The sequence below is a fragment of the Turicibacter sp. H121 genome (assembly GCF_001543345.1).
Taxonomy (GTDB): domain Bacteria; phylum Bacillota_I; class Bacilli_A; order MOL361; family Turicibacteraceae; genus Turicibacter; species Turicibacter bilis.
In genome coordinates, this window is the sequence record NZ_CP013476.1 from 1,769,667 (window position 1) to 1,787,727 (window position 18,061).

Here is an 18,061-nt window from a genome sequence, read left to right on the forward strand (position 1 = left end):
CGACCAAACTAAAGTTAGGAGATTTTAGATGCACTTACATCATATCAATGATTTAATTCAATTACAAGATGTTACAGTCAGTAACTATTATATTTCAGAAGATAATGTTTTAGTTTTAAGCCTGTGTCCAACAAAGAGTAAACAACCTTGTCCTTGTTGCCATACTCAAGCATTTGTTATTTGTAAAGGTAGCCGTCAAAAACTACGTCAAGTTAGACATTTACGTTGTTTCAATCGTGAAACCATTTTATTGATTCCGATGAAGCGTCTTTTCTGTAAACAGTGTGAAGTTTCTTTTACCTATCAATATGCATTTTTGACAGGGAAAACTCGCTATACAAACGATTATAAACGTGAACTTTCTAAACCGTTAGTCGGTACCACTGTTAAACAATTAACAGATACGTTTAAGGTCCCTTACTCAACTGGTGAACGCTTCATTAAGCAACATCTTGCTCATTTAATTCCGTCTATTCAAAGAAAAGTGATCGCTGCTGCTCAAGGATCAACTCGGCTCATATTAGGCATTGATGATTTTGCGATTCGAAAAGGTCATACTTATAATACAGGATTTCATGACCTAAGAAATGGTAACCTGTTAACATTAGTTATGGGAAGAACTTATCAAACGTTAATTCAAAATCAAGTCTTAATGAAGCAACTCAAAGAGTTGAAACCCTACGCTGTTGTGATGGATTTAGCACGTTCTTATCACAAGTTTGTTGCTGAAGTTTTTCCTGATGCTATCCGAATTGCTGACCGATTTCATGTGAATCGTTATCTAACAGATGCCTTACAGGCTGTGAGAAGACGGATTAGTTTATCGCTAACACCGGAAAGTCGTAAATATTTGAAACGAAATAAAAACCTTATCGGTAAACGATATGATTCTTTGAGCGAGAAAGAAGAACGAAAATTAGGAAAACTTCTAAGCTATTCAAAAGAACTGACGGAAGTGTATGCCATTAAAGAATCACTGATTAATTGGTATGAATTAAGTGATGAAACAAATTCTTATAGACGTTTAATTCAATGGATTGCTCGAGCTAAAGCCCTAAATATTCCTGAATTAACTGAAGCACTTAAACCTTTTGAAAATTGGACAGAAGAAATTTCTAATTACCATAAGTGTCGTTACACAAATGGTTCAGTAGAAGGACGAAATAATAAAATTAAAACATTAATTCGAAGAAGTTATTTTCTTCCGAATCGAACGATCTATGAGAATAGAATCTTGTTGGAATGTAATGAACGATTTTTTATAGATGAATTAAGTGTCAAGAACCAATTTTGGTGTTGAGCCAAAATATTTTTCAAAAAATAATTTTAGCTAAGAAAGAAGCGCACTAAGCGCACTTTCTTAGCAATTAAGGAGAAGTTGTATGATTCAAAAATACACATATACAAAAGAAGAATTAAAAGAAGGTATGACAACTGAATTATCGATTGATTTTGAATCATATGTAGATGATTTAGCAGAGTGGATAGCCAATTACATGATGAATCATTATTCAGGTCATTATACTAAAGAAGTTAGGCTGGCTAGTTAGTCAAAGTATTCATCATCGTTAACATTTGATGATCGTTAGAATGTTAAATATGTATGTAAAAATTAAGTCAAAAACTGTATAATAATAGAATTAACTGCAAAATTTGTCGAAAAAGAAAAGATTCTGTTTTACGTATCATTTATTTGAATGAATGGTAATCACAAATATCAGTTAGTCGAAAGGATTAAAAAGGAGAAGAAATGTATGAAACAACAAGAGATTAATGTAACATTAGAAAATTATGACGATGTGGTATCCAAGTTAAAAAAGAAAGTCGATCAATTATCTGTATATGAAGAAGAATTTTCTGAATGGACAACTAGTGAATTGATGTCTTATTCAGAAGATGATGCACCTGGAATGATGTTACAAGCATTAGAGTATATCATTGAGAATAAAAAGCAAATGTTAGATTTAATGTTCATGGGGCCTGTAAAAGTTCGCTTTAGTGCTAAAATCGATCTGATCTCATTATTAGAATACGGTCAAGATTACATGCAGGAAGATTATTTTGCCATAACATTTTACAATGCTATTAATGCATTAAAAAATACATTTAGTGCTAGTTATAGTGAATTTTCTGAAATTATTTTTTCAAGTGATAATGAAGGCGAGGTTACGCTAATTTGGGAAACAAAAAAACCAGTAATTTATGATGAAGTATTACAATATCCTCGCTCATTAATGGAGCTCGCTCTTATTTTAGAACTGATGGGAATTGAAGGATTAGAATTTGATACTTTACATCAAGAAATTATTCCATTGTATTGTGATGAAGATAAAGCTGTTCGTCAGAACTTTGCTCGAGGAGAATTTGTAAGTTATGATCACAATAATTATAAGATTGTGCAACATGTATCCGGTGGGATTTTAGGAGAAATTCATTATTCATTAAGTAATAGCTACGAGCTTTACATTGGGAAGGATTCTGACAAAGAATCATTAAAAGCTCTTTTAGAATCAGGATATCATCTAGAAGGAGAGGTATTAAAAAAAGGGATTATAGGTGAAGTAAAATATGTAGGACTATTGAGTTAACTATTCAATAGTCATTGAAATAAAAGTAGCTAAAGAGAATTTTTTCTTTAGCTACTTTTAATTTGAATCGAATGAGTAATGAATGAATTTAAAAATAGATATTATATTTTTGAATGATTCATTAAAAATTAGATTGATAAATGGAGGTTTTAGAAGTGATTAGGAAGAAATCGAGGGCGGCTGCTTATTGTCGATTCAGTAGTAGTAATCAACGAGAAGAATCGATTGACGCACAATTAAGAGCCATTTATAAATTTATGGGTGAACATGATTATACACCTGTTGGTGATTATATTGATATGGCATTGACAGGAACAAATACCGATCGACCAAATTTCCAACGAATGATAGAAGATGCTAAGAAAGGTTTATTTGATGTGGTAATCGTTCATAAAATGGACCGTTTCTCTCGTAATGTTCGTGATACCTTAAATATTGAAAGTGAATTAGCTCAATATGGCGTAAAGGTGATTAGTGTTATTGAACAATTTGCAGATACACCTGAAGGACAATTACAACAAATCATCCAATTAGGTGTCGGTCAATACTATTCCCAAAATTTAGCAAGAGAAGTAATGAAAGGATTGAGAGAGAATGCGTATAAGTGCTTGCATAACGGAGGATTACCACCCTTAGGATATGATGTTGATCCGATAACGAAGCAGTACATCATTAATGAAAAAGAAGCAGAATCAATTCGTATTATCTTTAAAAAGTTCTTAGAAGGATGGAGTTATCGAGAATTAGCGGAGTATCTGAATGTGTTAGGATATCGCACTAAAATAGGTAATAAATTTTCTGCTAATTCATCTTTTTATGATATCCTTGTGAATTCAAAATACAAAGGTGAATATGTTTTTGGACGTAGCTTGTCTAAGCCGAAACAACCAGGAATGAAACGATCTCATCGTAAAAACAAAGATGAATCAGAGATCATTCGTGTGCCAAATGGATTACCTGCCATTGTAGACGAAGGAACCTTTGAACAAGTCCAAAAACTATTAGCTAGTCGTCAACGTTCTAAAGGAGCCTCAAAAGCAAAAGAAGTCTATCTTGTCTCAGGATTGATAGAATGTGGTGAGTGCGGATCAGCCTATCATGGAAGTGCACGAATTGGAGGTAGAAACAAACAAAAATACGTTTCATATAGATGTTCAAAACGTAAGAAAATCGAGAACCCATGTAAGTGTAAAGAGATTAATAGAACGCTATTAGATTCATTCATTGTTAATCAACTCTTTACAACTATTTTGAATCCTCAACATTTAGAAATGTTACATCAGAAAGTTAATGAAAAGCTTAAACAAAAGTTTTCAGAGATGGATGATGATTTACCTAAGTTAGAAAAACAGTTAAAAGAAGTGAATCAAAAAGCATCGAATTTAGTTCAAGCAATTGCGGTAGGAGGATTAGGAAGTATTGATACGATTACTGCTGAATTACAACGATTAGAACAACAAAAGATTGTCTTAACAAATGAGATACAAAATCATCAAGTGAAACAATCAGAAGTTAATCTTACATTAGATCAAATGAAAGATGTCCTAGAAGAAGCCAAAGAGTATGTTTTAAAAAATAATGATGAAATGATGAAGTTTATCTTATCAAGATTTATTCATAAAATTATCATTCACAATGAAGCCATCGAGATTGAATACAATCTGGGTGGCTTTTTTGTTGAATTCAAAAAGGTGGTATTGATAGAAACAAAGGTTTATTCAAAGAAAGAAATATATGCCTATTCACCTTTAAAGGAGGTGAGTTAATAAGGAAGTCTTCATGGAATTTTACAAGGAAAAACTATAATGATACTTTTTGCGAAAACAGTTATTATTGTGAGGGTCTATTAGGGAGGTGGAGTATGGGGGAATTGATAAGAAAGACAACAGTAATAACAGACTGTAATATTGATAAAAAGAATTTAAAGGCAATAATCGAAATAGTAGAAAAATTGGAATTTGTTTCAATATACTTCTTAACAAGTGGAAAACATTTAAATAATTATGATGCAGATATGTTGGATGGAGTGAAAATTAATTACTCAGAATTTAGATGATTATTAGATACCGTATACTAAAAAAACTTAATGTAGACAAATCACTTTGGTATTTTATACCAAAGTGATGTTTTAGGTGACAATTTGTGATAAAATAATCCTATCTTTTTAAAATGGAGGATTGTTTTATATATTATGGATGAAAGAATGACAAAAATTAATAATGAATTAGATTGTTATACTATAATTAATTCTCTTGGTAAAGGTGGATTTGGCGAGGTTTTTGAAGCGGAAGAATTCTGGGGAGGGCCGAATATTGCGCTTAAACTTTTGAATGATGAAAATATGGATGAGGATATATTAAAACGATTCGAGAAAGAAATAAAAATTCAAACAAAATTAGAGCATTCTAATATAGTTCAAATTTTGGATTTTAATACATGTGATGAAAATAGTATTCCTTATTATACAATGCCATTAGCACGAAAGAACTTTCAAAAATTCTTGTGTGAATACAGACAAGATCATATTCAGCCCTATATGGATGATAGTGATGTTCAATTTTATTTTGAACAAATCTTAGATGCAGTTAGATATGCACATTCTGAAGGGGTCATTCATAGGGATTTAAAACCTGAGAATATATTAGTATATGGTGAAGATGTCTTAAAAGTTTCTGATTTCGGTTTGGGGAAATTTATTAATAGAAAAACTGAAGTCCTGACTAAAACAGTAATGAAGATGGGATCGGAGGCATATGCTGCTCCCGAACAGTTTCAAGAGGGAAATGCAAAAAATGTTGATGAAAGAGCTGATATTTTTTCTTTAGGAAAAATTTTGTATGAGATAATAACGTTTGATTTCCCATTACATATTGATGAAGAGAAAATTGAACATAGTAAATATAAAAGAATTGTAAAAAAAGCTACTAAACCTAACAAGGAAAGAAGATATCAAACTATTGAGGAGATGTATGATGAATTTCAATTATTAAGTGGTAATAAGTGTAATAATTTTAGTAATCCAGTAGAAGTTTTGAAAAAGGCATATCGAGAGTATAAGGAAACTAATAATAAAATCGAGCTGAAAACTCTTATTGATATGCTCCTTCTTTATAAAACTAATTATGCAATATACACTAATGTATTAATGAAATTTGATAATCTTACACTAATACAAATGCATAAACATTATGGAGAAGAATTTTATGAGATTATAAATCAATACCTATTACATGTCGCAGGCGTAGATCACCCTTTTAGTTTTACTGATAATATAGCTAATTTCCTAATTAAAGTATTGTATTTAATTAATAATGATGATTTACAGGAAGAAATTATAACTGTATTTTTAGAAATAGGGTATCGACATACACGCTTTTATTTTGGAAATGTTCTTGAATCTTATTTATCTTCAATTGATAATGATATAGAAAGACAAATTATATCAAGAGAAGTAATAAAACATAATCCTCGTCAAAGTAGATGGATTGCAACGTATATTAATAAATCGAAAGTACCAAAATTAATTGAATCTGCATTTAATGAAGTAGCTTAATAAAAACGCTGTGTTAGACAATATTGTTGGTAACTTGAATAAGACTTCTTAAATGTGGTAAACTAACTATAAACAAATGTTTGAGGTGATTTTATCACTTAGCCCTGTTTCTATAACTGATTGTCGAGAAGCTCGTTTTTCAAAAGGAAAGGCTTGTCCTCATTGCGATAGCCATGAGATATGCAAGTATGGCATTACATGTGGTAAACAACGTTATAAATGCAAATCTTGTCGTCGAACATTTACAGACCTTTCAAAATCGGTTTTATCAAGTTCAAAGTTGCCATTAGAAGACTGGTTAGAATATTTTAAAGACGATAAAGAAATTTTGAAAGGAAAAAATATGCTTCTTCAAACAGTAGCAAGTCAACTTGAACTAAATATTGAAGATTATAGAACGAGAACTGCTTTATTTAGATAAGATTATTTTCTATTTCTAAATAATTGATTTATCACTTATTATGTTGTAAATTATAGAAAAATATATTTTAAGGAGATTGGTTTAACATGAGCGAATGGATTGAAGTTACACTGGATAATTGTATTAGATTTCTTCCGCTATTATTAATAGGAATTCTTTTTTTAACGAAGAAAGCTTCAAATTTTGTTTCTCCTAAATATAAAAATCAACATAGTTTATTAAAAATTATAGGTTATCATCTAATTGTTTTAGCAGTAACATTCTTTTTATTAATAGAATCTTATTAATTATTTTAGAATTTTCTTAGATACACGTATATTTCTTTTTATCGGGTTATTACCAATTTTACTAATTATTATAGCAATTTCTTTTCATTTTTTTACGAAGCGTTTGAGGAATAAATAAAACAAAAATTATAATTATATCCTAAAAAAAAGATAATGAGTATAATGCTCATTATCTTTTTAAATATTTATTAACAATTTTATCTAACACAGCGTTAAATTAAGAATTATTATAATACTCTAAAAAAATTATTTTCGAGTATTATTTCTAAGTATCTTAACGATTAATGATAGGATGTATATTCCAGGTATAAAAATTAGTCCCAATAAAATAAGATGCCCAATAAACATAAATATCTCTTTTAAAAATTCCATTTCGTTTCCTCCTTTTTGGAAATTATACTATAAAATCTTAGAATCAAAAATGTAATAAAAAGAAAAAAATACATTTTTAACCAAAAAACTTTTATTTATTATGAAAAATGATATACTATTTAAGTAAATAGTGTAATAGGAGGAGTAGAATGAGAAAAAAAATGATAATTTTAGGGGCAGTAATGTTATTAGGAGGAGCTTTTGGGAAAAATAATGTTTTAGCTTCTACGCTTGAGACAGAGCAATTAATTGAAGAAATCAGTCTGAATATGGAAAAAGTTGACTTTGAAAAATTAAAAATGTCATATAGTGATGAGGAGATTATTGACATTATTACTGAAGAGGTTAATGATAGCATGATTGAGTTTGAAGATGAAGTTATTCTTGATTTAAATACTTCTTCTCGAAGTTTACCAACAATAAAAGAATTTAATGTTGAAACACCAAGTGGATATAACTATACAGTCACATCTGTATTTACACCACAACCAAATTTAAGAGGCTCAGGATCTGAGTCAGGATACATTAAATATAATTCAACATATACTCACCAGATAAAGACAACTACCCCATTGCTTGTTGGAAGTCAAAGTTTACATACTACTATTGCAACAAGTCCAGGTAAAATTTCAGCACAATCAGTGAATGCTTACTGTGTAGGTGGTGGGTTATATTATTGTGATCAAGGTCAAAAAGATGCTTGGTCAGAAAATTATACTATGCCAGGAACATATTCATCTTTTGCGACACGTGGTGTTTATGTTTATAGAGTAGAAGCAAGTGTTGCTGGAAGTATTGCGGCTCAAGGAAGTATTTATGCTAAGTATGGTTGCACTGCATATGATAATGTAAACCAAAGAGTAACAGTTAAAGCAACATGGAGCTATTAGTTTCATCTATTTGAAGCTTTACTATTTGATACAGCTTTTTTGTATCAATAGTTAATTAAAGAATGACAGATTGTAATATTAAGTGCAACACATAAAACTTGTGAGGGTGTAAGATAAAGTGTGTGAACTCTTAGAACAGTTGCCATAATAAGTTAACTATTTTCGATTGTATAATCTGAAGAAAAAATAACAATTATTCTGCTGAGATGGACATGGAGGATATTCAAAAAATAAAGCTGAATCATTAGAGTAAATAGTAAAAGCCATCAAGAACTAAATCTTGATAGCTTATTTTTTAGAAAATCATGAAAAGAAATATAAAAAACCATTATCTCAAATCAGATTTAATCTGAACTCAGATAATGGTTTTTATTTTGGCCAATTTCTCTGTAACAGTTGCGGACGTGGATATTCTGGTGGAGATGGGGGGAGTCGAACCCCCGTCCTAAAACACCGACCACTTAACTTTCTACAAGTTTAGTCTCCTATTAAATTTAACGGGTGACTGGTTAGGCGACACACCTGTCAGACCGCGAGTTTGATCATCTCTTCTAGGCTATTCAAACGGCACAGACTAGCGTATCCCACTACAGTGAGCCTAGTCATTCAACATGGGCGATTGGATGGTAGGCAGCTACGTTATATTAAGCAGCTAATTGTAAGTTTGTTTTTCCGGTTATTAAAACCTCGACCTTTTAACGTGGGTTAGCACGACTTGCTTATTAAGCTCAAATGCCCCAGTCGAATCCGTAACATCCCCAGGTTAATTTGATTACATAAAACATTATACTTTATTTTATCTGATTTGACAAGTTCTCATAACTGTCAATCCAAGTCAACACTCCCAATAGTATGTGAATTTAAACAATTCTTATGTTTCAAATTACTAAAAAAAGTGAAAACGTGTTTAATATCTCAGATTTGGTTCATAATAAAAACGTGATTTCTGTTAAACAGTCCAAACTGAGGTGAATTATGCTAAATATTATAACGAACATACTATTAACGGTGATGTCTATCTTGTCATCATCAAACGTATTAGTTACTAATCTCGAGCAAAACCAAATTGAATCACAACAATTAATGAATGTATTAATTTCTACCGAGGAAAATGAAACACAAATTAGTTTTTTAAATAAAGAATCTAATGATGATACACCATCAAATCAAAAACAGGAGTCACAAGAACTTCACAAAGTGAACTCATCTTCTGAAGTAAGTGATATTCCTAGAATAGAGGAAGATGAAGCAAAGAAAAAGGCAGCTTTAGCTAACCTACAGGCAGCTTTAAGTGAAAGTCAAAATGAAGACTTAGAAGAGAACCCACAACAAGAAGTTTCAAATCAAGCATTCAAGCTTAGTAGTTCAGGTGATGAAATTGTAAAAGTGATACCACTATCAACGATCTCAAATTCTGATAGTAAAGTAGATGAAACGGAGACTGTTTTTAAAGATTATCGTCAGACATTTTATAGTGTAACAGGTGGTGAGGTTAAAGTCGGGTATGGTCTTACTTATCAAGATGATAGCGTTAAGGTGATTGATAACGTGATGCACTATTATGATGCTCAATATGAATGGCTTCCTATTGTTGCGATAAACATTGATGAAGTATTAGAAGTGGGACTAAATGAACGTGGCATTCCTAATTACTATGGAACAGTTTTAGAAATTACTTATCCAGAAGGAGATACACAAAAAGCTATTGTTTTAGATGCATGTGGTGCTTGTAGTTGGGACAACCGTATTGATTTATGGGTGTATGATCATGATTATCAGCATGATATTAAAGGAATTGAATATCGTATCGTTAGGGAAGGATTTAAAGATGATAAAGAACAATCATGATATTGAGTCACTACAAGTAATGCTTATTAAAATGATAGAAGATCGTATGTTAAGTGAAGATGATTATAATTTAATAACGAAATACTTAGATAAGTTAAAAAATGATTTAAATAAAAAGTAGGTTTCGCTCGACCTACTTTTTTGTATTTTCTAACAACGTTTGACTATGACTTAAAAGAAAATCTTTAAATGCTGTAATGGATGGGGTGACATATTGATTTCGAACTGATGCCAGATAAATGTAACGTTCATGTTTAGGGTTTGTAATCGGTAAAATCTTGACGTTGAATTGTTCTAAAAATGGAATTCGAGGAATAATTGCAATACCATAATTCACAGAGACTAAACCTGCTACTGCAGTATCTTCTTCAACTTCACAACGAATGGTTGGATGGATATTTGCTGCATTAAACAAAGAATCAATGATCTTACGGACTCCGCTTTCTTTATTGAAGGAGATAAATGGATAATCAATGGTCTCGTTTAAATCAATCGTTTCTTTTTGTGCTAAAGGGTGCTGAGGCGGTACAATCATCACCAATTCTTGCTGAGTAATTGGAATAAATTCGATGTCTGGTTCATTTTCAACATAGGAGCAGAGAGCTAAGTCGTATTTTTCGGATTTTAAATCTTGAATCAGTTGTTTTGTGTTACCTTGCCCAAATGAGAAGCGAATATTTTGATGAGTCTCATGCTTTGAAAATTCCGTGATAAGATGAGGAATAAAGCTCGCACCTAACGTATAAATGAACCCCAACTCAATTGAACCATTTGTTTGATTAGTTAATTCACGTAATTTTTTTTCGCCTAACGCCAATTCATCTAAGGCATTTTCGACGTAAGTTAGGAAAAAACGTCCGTGTTTTGTTAAACGAATATTTCGTCCGTGTTTTTCAAAAAGAGATGTTCCAAGATCTTTTTCAAGTGAAGCAATGGCATGACTTAAACTCGGTTGAGTAATAGAGAGTTGTTCAGCAGCTTGTGTATAATGTTCTAACTTAGCTAAAACTCGAAAGTATTGAAGATGGTTTAAGTTCATATTGGGTCACCTGCCACTATTAAAAGTTTTATTATTTGATAATAGTATATCACACCTATAGATAAAATGAATGAATTTAATAATAGGAAGCGATTAGCAATCATTAAAATAAGAATTGATGATTATTGATTTAATGTGTCTTTCAATACCCTAAAAATTTTAACGTCTATTGGATGACAGTAACCTTGATTAGTTTTAAAGACATTGAAAAAATTTATCAGTAAATAAATCAGTTCCCATTTCTAGGCTCTTTCATATTTTATAGTAAAGAGATCGGAGGGGATGGTGTTGTGATTAGAAAAGAAATTGGTTATTTAAAGTTAACAACTGTGCTTATTCAGTTGCTTATTATTTTAATGTTAGCACCTGTGACTAAAAATTTTGTTGACCAACTATTTGGGGGACTTTTGATTAACGAACTAACGTTATTCATTCTATTTTTATTACATGGTTATACTTATCGAGAATGTAGCCGAAGTCGTATGTTAAAAAGTGGACACCTATTCGGAATCACAGCTGTCATGTTCCAAGTTAGTATCCCACTATATGTCTTATCAACACTCATACTTGGGGTTGAAACCTATCTACTACTAGCTAACCGTTGGCCCTTCAAAGGAAACTCAGTTAACCAAATCAAAAAAATTAAACATAAATAAAAAGGGGCTGTCTCAAAATAGATGACCCTTTGAATTAAAAAACTACAGTTTACAAAAAAAGGCAGTCCCATTCGGGACTGCTTTTTTGTATACTTTTTTTATGCTAAAAAAAGAAAATATACCTCAAGATTATACAACTTATTCAGCTGGATATCAACTCTCTTTAACGATGGATATTCAAGTTTATATTGCACCTCATGACCCTGTACGTTTGCTTAATCAATTATTGGAGGGATTAGATGATAAAAAATTATTAAGCACTTACTCTGATCAAGGGAGAAATTCTGTCGTACCACCGGTTATTATGTTTAAGATTTTAGTTTACGCGTATATGAATCGCGCTTTCTCTTCGCGAGAAATTCAGCGACTTTGTCAACGGGATATTCATTTTATCTGGTTGTTAAACGGTTATCCCGCGCCTAGCCATCATACGATTAATCGATTTAGAAAACATCATTTAAGCGATGGTGTCATGGAAGATTTATTTGATCAATGGATTGAGCGTCTTCACGCCTTAGATGAAATTCATTTTAAAAACCTATTTATTGATGGAACAAAAATTGAAGCGAATGCCAATCGTTATTCCTTTGTTTGGTTAAAATCAGTCACTAAAAATGAATCTAAACTTCATACAAAAATTGAAAAACTGCTTCAACAAATCAACGAAATGTATCTAACAACGTATCAGTTCAATTCGACTCAACCCTTAGATGTTTTAGAATCTTGTTTAATGAATTTGAAACAACGAGTGATTGAACAATCCATTGAATTTGTTTCTGGAAAAGGAAAGAGAAAAACCGTTCTCCAACGTCAAGTGGAAGCACTCGAGGATTATATTGAAAAACAGAACATGTATTTGACGTATCAAGAAAGGATTGGCGAGCATCGTTCAAGTTGTTCAAAAACGGATGTTGATGCCACTTTTATGAGAATGAAAGACGATCACATGAAAAATGGTCAATTAAAACCAGGATATAATGTCCAAATTGGCGTTGAAGCGGAGTATATTGTGCATGTTGGAATCTTTAGTTCGGCCAATGATGTCACGACTTTGATTCCCTTTCTGACATCCATGGAATCTCGATTATCTAACACATTTGAACGGGTGATCGCAGATGCAGGTTATGAAAGTGAAGAAAATTATGCTTATTTGAAGGAGAACCATCAAAAAGTTTTCATTAAGCCTCTCAACTATGAAGCCTCAAAAACAAGAAAATATAAAGCTCAACTGGGGAAACGAGAAAACATGGCATATGATGAACTCACAGATACCTATACGTGTGCCAATGGAAGAGTGTTAAAACCGATCGAAGTTAAAAGTCGAGAAAGTCGGACGGGATATCGAAAAGAAGTCACGATTTATGAATGTGAAACTTGCCAAGATTGTCCCTTGCGTTCCAAATGTACAAAAGCGAAAGAAGGAAACCATAAACGAATAGAAGTGTCTAAAAAAATGCTTTCGCTAAGAACAGAGTCACTTGAAAATATCCAAAGTGAAGAAGGGATTATTTTAAGAAAGAATCGCTCCATTCAAGTTGAAGGTGCTTTTGGCGTGTTAAAACAAGATTACGGCTTCAGAAAATTTTTAACCCGTGGAAAAGTTCATGTCACAGTAGAAATGTTGCTTCTATGTTTTGGATATAATGTACAAAAATTACATAACAAAATCCAAAACAATCGTTGCGGGCAACAACTCCATACACAAAAAGTGGCTTAAAAAATCAGAATATACGGTCATTTTGAAGGAAAGAAACGTCCTTCTTTTCATCGTACTCAAAAATAAATTCAATCCATAAAATTCAATCCAGGGCCTAATTTTTTTACGATGAATAGCCAAAAAAAGGAGCATGTCGCTCCATGACTATAAAATTTTAGTCATTTTGAGACAGCCCCTTTTTTTTGTAAATTTTTCTTTATTTTTTTATTTATTCAATTTTAGCACGAATCTTTATTATTAAAAGTTTTTGATTCGAGCCATCATTTCTCCTATTTATCTTCATAAAATAAAACAATTTTTTTATAAAATCGCTAAAATTAGTTAAAAAAATGGAGGGAGAGTTGACGGGAATATTCATTCATATCATAATTAGTATAAGTACCTAAAAATAGTGGGTATGGGAGTAAGGAGGAAACATATGTTTGATCATTCGAATTGTGGGATTGGGGCCATTGCCAATCTAGATGGGGCATATAGTCATGAAATTATTGAACAAGGGATGACTTTATTAAAAGCCCTTAGCCATCGTGGTGGAACATCAAAAGATGGAACAGGGGATGGATGCGGGATCCTATTACAAATCCCAAAACATTTTTATCACAAAAAATATGGAATTAGTGGGCCATTTGCGGTCATGATGGCATTCTTGCCAAAAGAGATTGAAGATCGCAAAGTAGCCGTTGACAGTATCTATGAGGCTGTTCATCATTTTAATATGAAAGTCATTAAAGAAATTGAAGTACCAGTTGACTCAACATTTTTAACGCCGACAGCCAAAAAAACAGAGCCAATTCCAACTCAATTTATCTTTGATATGACTAATTATGATGAGGCCATGTTATATAAACTTCGTCGTCGTATTGAACAACACTTTAAAGATGCAAAATTATCAGATCGAGCATGTTATATTTTATCATGTTCATCACAAACGATTGTTTATAAAGGGTTATTACGACCAGAAGAGCTTCCAAACTATTATTTAGATTTAAAAGATGAAGATTTTACCTCAAATTTCTGTATCGTTCATCAACGATTTAGTACGAATACAAAACCTTCATGGAATTTAGCGCAACCATTCCGCTACTTAGCACACAACGGGGAAATTAATACTGTGTCAGGGAATATTAAATGGTCAAATGCGCGTGTGGGATTAGCGACTCATCAAGAAGTGTATCCAATTTGTAATGAGAGACACTCAGATAGTGCGAACCTAGACCGAACACTCGAAGCACTTCTTCATGAAAACTTCGAGTTAGAAGATGCGGTGACTCGTTTATTACCAAAAGCTTATGAGCAAGATGCACGATTAAGCGATGACTTAAAAGCTTATTATGAATATAGTGGATTAAAACAAGAAGCATGGGACGGACCAGCAGGGGTAATCGTCTGTGATGGTCATAAATTAATTGCGACACTTGATCGCAATGGATTACGTCCATTCCGCTACATTCAAACGGAAAATCAAATCATTTTAGCCTCTGAAATCGGAGTTTTAAATACACCACTTGAAGACATCAAAGTCGCAAGTCGTATCCAAGCAAGTGAAATTCTTTGTGTGGATTTAGATACACAAACGATTACGACAGATGCAGACATCAAAGCAGTTTTAGCGACACAACAACCTTATCGCGAGTGGTTAAGTGAGAAAGTCATTAAACCAAGCGCGACACACAACTTCTGTTCAGACATTCAGAACTTTGAAGAAAATGAGAAAAAATTCGCTTACACAAAAGCTGAATATTTACAAGAGTTAAAATCATTAGTCGAGACTGGAAAAGAAGCCATTGGCTCATTCCCTTATACAGCGGCTTTAAATTTATTACAAGATCGTCCACAATTATTCTTTGACTTCTTTAAACAAAACTTTGCTCAAGTCACGAATCCACCATTAGATTCGATTCGTGAAAAATCAGTCTTCTCATTAACTTCCAGCTTAACGTCTGTTACTTCATTACATGATGGTAAACTCGATTTCCCAGTTTATGAATTTTCAACACCGTTAATCACGAGCGATCAGTTTGAAGCCATTTTAAATGAGAAGCAATTTAATCCAGCGATTATTAGCTTAGCTTGCCAAACAACCCTTCGTGAATCGATTGAAATTTTCAAAGCTAATATTAAAAAGACGGTTAATGAAGGAACAAAGGTCATTATTTTAGATCAAGAAGCAGCGGGAAAAGTTATTCCGTCATTAATGGCAACGACGGTGGCACATGATGTATTAGTTGACTTAGGAAAACGTCTAGAAGTTCGTTTAGTTGTGAAATCGGCAGATGCACGTTTACCAATTCATCATGCGATGTTAATTGCTTATGGAGCAGACGTTATTTTCCCATATTTCTGCTATGAATATATTGCGCGTCAGGTAGAAAATAAAGATGAAGCATTGAGTACTTATATTAAAGGATGCGATACTGCTTTATTAAAATTAATGGCGAAGATGGGGATTGCAACGATTGCTTCTTATCGTGGATCGAAAGTATTTGAAGTCGTTGGTCTAGATGAAGAAGTCACATCTTTATTCACAACAAAAGCTTCTATTTTTGGTGGAAAATCATTTGAAGATCTTGATACCAATCTGCTTGGAGAAGGTCTTGACTTAAATAAAGTAAACGAATATCAAAATATGGATTCAACTTTCATGAACCATGCGTACTCGAAAAAATTCATTAAAGACATTAAAGCAGCCGTTGCAGCGAATGATTATGAAACGTTCAAAGCGATTATGGAAGCCGAGCGTAACCGTAAAATCAACTTACGTGACTGTTTAGAATTGCAGAGTGAGACTCAATTACCACTTGAAGAGGTGCAAAGTGAAGAAGAAATCGTTCGTCAATTTGTTGCCTCAGCCATGTCATATGGGGCCTTGTCGATTGAAGCTCATCGTACGATTGCTCGTGCGATGAACGAACTAGGAGCGGCTTCAAATAGTGGTGAAGGTGGAGAATTGGTTGAGCGTTTTGGGACAATCACAGCCTCAAAAGTGAAACAAGTCGCATCAGGCCGCTTTGGAGTGACGTATGATTACTTAAGAAGTGCCCAAGAAATTCAAATTAAAATGGCACAGGGAGCAAAACCAGGAGAAGGTGGACATCTACCAAAATCAAAAGTGGATGAACATATCGCCCGTGTTCGCTATGCAAAACAAGGAGTGGATTTAATTTCACCACCACCACATCACGATATTTATTCGATTGAAGATTTAGCTCAATTAATTTATGACTTACAAACAACGAATCCAAGTGCAACTGTGAGTGTGAAGTTAGCCTCATTAGCTAACGTTGGAACCATTGCGAATGGGGTTGTTAAAGCGGGTGCAAAAAAAGTTGTTATTTCAGGATTTAATGGCGGAACCGGAGCCTCTCCAAAATCATCATTAAAATATACAGGGCTTCCATGGGAGTATGGATTATTCCAAACTCATAAATCATTACTTGAAAATGATGTACGTCATGAAACGCTGATTCAAGTAGATGGACAAATGAAGTCAGGATATGATGTTGTTTTAGGATCAATCTTAGGAGCCGATGAATTTGGATTCGGAACGATGTGCTTAGTCATGGTAGACTGTATCGGATGTAAGCAATGTCATACTGGAAAATGTCCAGCAGGAATTACGACACAAAATGAAGCATTACGTTCACGTTTAAAAGAGGATCCAACAATGTTAAAAACATATATGACATTTGTTGCCCGTCAAACTCGTGAATTAATGGCGAATTTAGGTGTTCGCACGTTAGCCGAGCTCCGTGGACGTACAGAATTGATTCAAATTCCAACAGAAAATCCATATCATTTAAAGCTTGACTGGTTAGAATCATTACCAGTAACACAAGAAATGAATGTGTTGAATCCGACACTTAATGCAGTCAATCTGTCAACGAATGAAGTTAATACGATTGATACGTCTTTAAGAACACTTGGAGTTCAGTTTGTGAGTGAGGAATCACGTACATTTAAAACATATGGCTATGCAGGACAAAGTTTTGGGGCTCTTATGAATGAAAGTGTTGAGTTAATCCATACAGGTTATGCAAATGATTATGTTGGGAAAGGATTAAGCGGTGGACATATCACGGTTAAAGCAGACGAAACGACACGCCAAAAAGCCGATCAAGATCCGACTTATACAAATCATCACTTAATTGCTGGGAACACGATTCTTTATGGAGCAACATCAGGAACATGTTATTTAGAAGGTCGTGTTGGAGAACGTTTTGCTGTTCGTAATTCAGGAGCAACAGCCGTCAACCACGGAATGGGTGTTCATGCTTGTGAATATATGACAGGCGGGGTTGTTGTGTCACTTGGATCGGTTCAAGCGAACGTTGGAGCTGGAATGACAGGTGGATTACTATATCTATATAAAGCAAAATATTTAAATGAAAAATTAAATGAATCTTATGTTAAAGCATTTGAGATGAAAGATCGTCATATCGAGATTTTAAAAGAAATATTAGTTGATTATGTCGCTAAAACAAACAATCAATTAGCTACACAAATTTTAAATAATTTCGAGCATGAAGTTTTAAACTTCACCCTCGTCACATCAGCTGACTATTATCAATTAGAACTATAACCAAAAGGGACACCTCGTTTGAGATGTCCCTCTTTAAATTTCTTATAATTCATTACTGATTTCTTTGTTTAGAATTTGATATCACGACTTTATCAATGTTTTTATTATTTT

The 18,061-nt window shown here is 32.9% G+C and carries 15 protein-coding genes and 1 other RNA gene; 14 read left to right on the forward strand and 2 right to left on the reverse strand.

The genetic code is table 11. The features are described 5' to 3' along the window. Nucleotides 1–28: 28 nt before the first annotated feature. From AT726_RS08530 to AT726_RS08565, 9 genes are all read left to right on the forward strand, one after another. Nucleotides 29–1,300, forward strand: coding sequence for an ISL3 family transposase (locus AT726_RS08530; RefSeq protein WP_068759332.1), 1,272 nt, complete (start codon nt 29–31; stop codon nt 1,298–1,300). Nucleotides 1,301–1,382: 82 nt separating this feature from the next. Continuing rightward, the gene (locus tag AT726_RS12855) at nt 1,383–1,550 is read left to right on the forward strand and encodes a hypothetical protein (RefSeq protein WP_156344958.1); all 168 of its coding nucleotides are present in this window, start codon (nt 1,383–1,385) and stop codon (nt 1,548–1,550) included. Between the two features lie 204 nt (nt 1,551–1,754). Continuing rightward, nucleotides 1,755–2,588: a hypothetical protein gene (locus tag AT726_RS08535; RefSeq protein WP_055277159.1), complete on the forward strand. Its 834-nt coding sequence runs from the start codon at nt 1,755–1,757 to the stop codon at nt 2,586–2,588. Nucleotides 2,589–2,743: 155 nt separating this feature from the next. Further along, the gene (locus AT726_RS08540; protein ID WP_082411244.1) at nt 2,744–4,354 is read left to right on the forward strand and encodes a recombinase family protein; all 1,611 of its coding nucleotides are present in this window, start codon (nt 2,744–2,746) and stop codon (nt 4,352–4,354) included. Between the two features lie 95 nt (nt 4,355–4,449). Then, a complete protein-coding gene (locus tag AT726_RS08545; RefSeq protein ID WP_055277163.1) occupies nt 4,450–4,644 on the forward strand; it encodes a hypothetical protein in 195 nt (64 codons plus the stop codon). Nucleotides 4,645–4,779: 135 nt separating this feature from the next. Beyond that, entirely contained in the window at nt 4,780–6,141 is a 1,362-nt protein-coding gene (locus AT726_RS08550; RefSeq protein WP_055277165.1) for a serine/threonine-protein kinase, read from the forward strand. Between the two features lie 76 nt (nt 6,142–6,217). Further along, nucleotides 6,218–6,562 carry an IS1/IS1595 family N-terminal zinc-binding domain-containing protein gene (locus tag AT726_RS08555; protein WP_055277167.1) on the forward strand — a complete coding sequence of 115 codons (345 nt, stop codon included), beginning with the start codon at nt 6,218–6,220 and terminating at the stop codon, nt 6,560–6,562. A gap of 86 nt (nt 6,563–6,648) precedes the next feature. Next, nucleotides 6,649–6,849, forward strand: coding sequence for a hypothetical protein (locus AT726_RS08560; RefSeq protein ID WP_055277169.1), 201 nt, complete (start codon nt 6,649–6,651; stop codon nt 6,847–6,849). A 521-nt stretch (nt 6,850–7,370) separates the two neighbouring features. Then, nucleotides 7,371–8,111, forward strand: coding sequence for a hypothetical protein (locus AT726_RS08565; RefSeq protein ID WP_055277171.1), 741 nt, complete (start codon nt 7,371–7,373; stop codon nt 8,109–8,111). Between the two features lie 414 nt (nt 8,112–8,525). Here the strand turns inward: AT726_RS08565 and ssrA are convergent. Further along, nucleotides 8,526–8,871: a transfer-messenger RNA gene (ssrA, locus tag AT726_RS08570) on the reverse strand. Between the two features lie 215 nt (nt 8,872–9,086). Here ssrA and AT726_RS08575 point away from each other — a divergent pair. Continuing rightward, on the forward strand, nt 9,087–9,959 hold the full coding sequence (locus tag AT726_RS08575; protein ID WP_237297047.1) for a hypothetical protein: 873 nt from the start codon (nt 9,087–9,089) through the stop codon (nt 9,957–9,959). Then, nucleotides 9,940–10,080 (forward strand): hypothetical protein, encoded by a 141-nt coding sequence (locus AT726_RS12860; RefSeq protein WP_156343943.1) that lies wholly within the window; start codon nt 9,940–9,942, stop codon nt 10,078–10,080. Before AT726_RS08575 ends, AT726_RS12860 begins: the two co-directional genes overlap by 20 nt. A 12-nt stretch (nt 10,081–10,092) precedes the next feature. On the opposite strand, the gene AT726_RS08580 is transcribed toward AT726_RS12860, so the two are convergent. Then, on the reverse strand, nt 10,093–10,998 hold the full coding sequence (locus tag AT726_RS08580) for a LysR family transcriptional regulator (RefSeq protein WP_055244139.1): 906 nt from the start codon (nt 10,996–10,998) through the stop codon (nt 10,093–10,095). 290 nt (nt 10,999–11,288) lie between these two features. Between AT726_RS08580 and AT726_RS08585 the strand changes: the two genes are divergently transcribed. The 3 genes from AT726_RS08585 (at nt 11,289) to gltB (ending at nt 17,950) form a co-directional block, all read left to right on the forward strand. Next, complete coding sequence (locus AT726_RS08585; RefSeq protein ID WP_055305769.1) at nt 11,289–11,654, forward strand: hypothetical protein; 366 nt, start codon at nt 11,289–11,291, stop codon at nt 11,652–11,654. A gap of 100 nt (nt 11,655–11,754) precedes the next feature. Then, complete coding sequence (locus AT726_RS08590) at nt 11,755–13,371, forward strand: IS1182 family transposase (protein WP_068759777.1); 1,617 nt, start codon at nt 11,755–11,757, stop codon at nt 13,369–13,371. 418 nt (nt 13,372–13,789) lie between these two features. Next, nucleotides 13,790–17,950 (forward strand): glutamate synthase large subunit, encoded by a 4,161-nt coding sequence (gltB, locus tag AT726_RS08595; protein ID WP_068759394.1) that lies wholly within the window; start codon nt 13,790–13,792, stop codon nt 17,948–17,950. Nucleotides 17,951–18,061 lie beyond the last annotated feature (111 nt).

Bases quoted from the DNA above. Each gene is read 5' to 3' on its own strand.
- AT726_RS08530 (WP_068759332.1), top strand. From the start codon at position 29: ATGCACTTACATCATATCAATGATTTAATTCAATTACAAGATGTTACA.
- AT726_RS12855 (WP_156344958.1), top strand. From the start codon at position 1,383: ATGATTCAAAAATACACATATACAAAAGAAGAATTAAAAGAAGGTATG.
- AT726_RS08535 (WP_055277159.1), top strand. From the start codon at position 1,755: ATGAAACAACAAGAGATTAATGTAACATTAGAAAATTATGACGATGTG.
- AT726_RS08545 (WP_055277163.1), top strand. From the start codon at position 4,450: ATGGGGGAATTGATAAGAAAGACAACAGTAATAACAGACTGTAATATT.
- AT726_RS08550 (WP_055277165.1), top strand. From the start codon at position 4,780: ATGGATGAAAGAATGACAAAAATTAATAATGAATTAGATTGTTATACT.
- AT726_RS08555 (WP_055277167.1), top strand. From the start codon at position 6,218: ATGTTTGAGGTGATTTTATCACTTAGCCCTGTTTCTATAACTGATTGT.
- AT726_RS08560 (WP_055277169.1), top strand. From the start codon at position 6,649: ATGAGCGAATGGATTGAAGTTACACTGGATAATTGTATTAGATTTCTT.
- AT726_RS08565 (WP_055277171.1), top strand. From the start codon at position 7,371: ATGAGAAAAAAAATGATAATTTTAGGGGCAGTAATGTTATTAGGAGGA.
- AT726_RS08575 (WP_237297047.1), top strand. From the start codon at position 9,087: ATGCTAAATATTATAACGAACATACTATTAACGGTGATGTCTATCTTG.
- AT726_RS12860 (WP_156343943.1), top strand. From the start codon at position 9,940: ATGATAAAGAACAATCATGATATTGAGTCACTACAAGTAATGCTTATT.
- AT726_RS08580 (WP_055244139.1), bottom strand. From the start codon at position 10,998: ATGAACTTAAACCATCTTCAATACTTTCGAGTTTTAGCTAAGTTAGAA.
- AT726_RS08590 (WP_068759777.1), top strand. From the start codon at position 11,755: ATGCTAAAAAAAGAAAATATACCTCAAGATTATACAACTTATTCAGCT.
- gltB (WP_068759394.1), top strand. From the start codon at position 13,790: ATGTTTGATCATTCGAATTGTGGGATTGGGGCCATTGCCAATCTAGAT.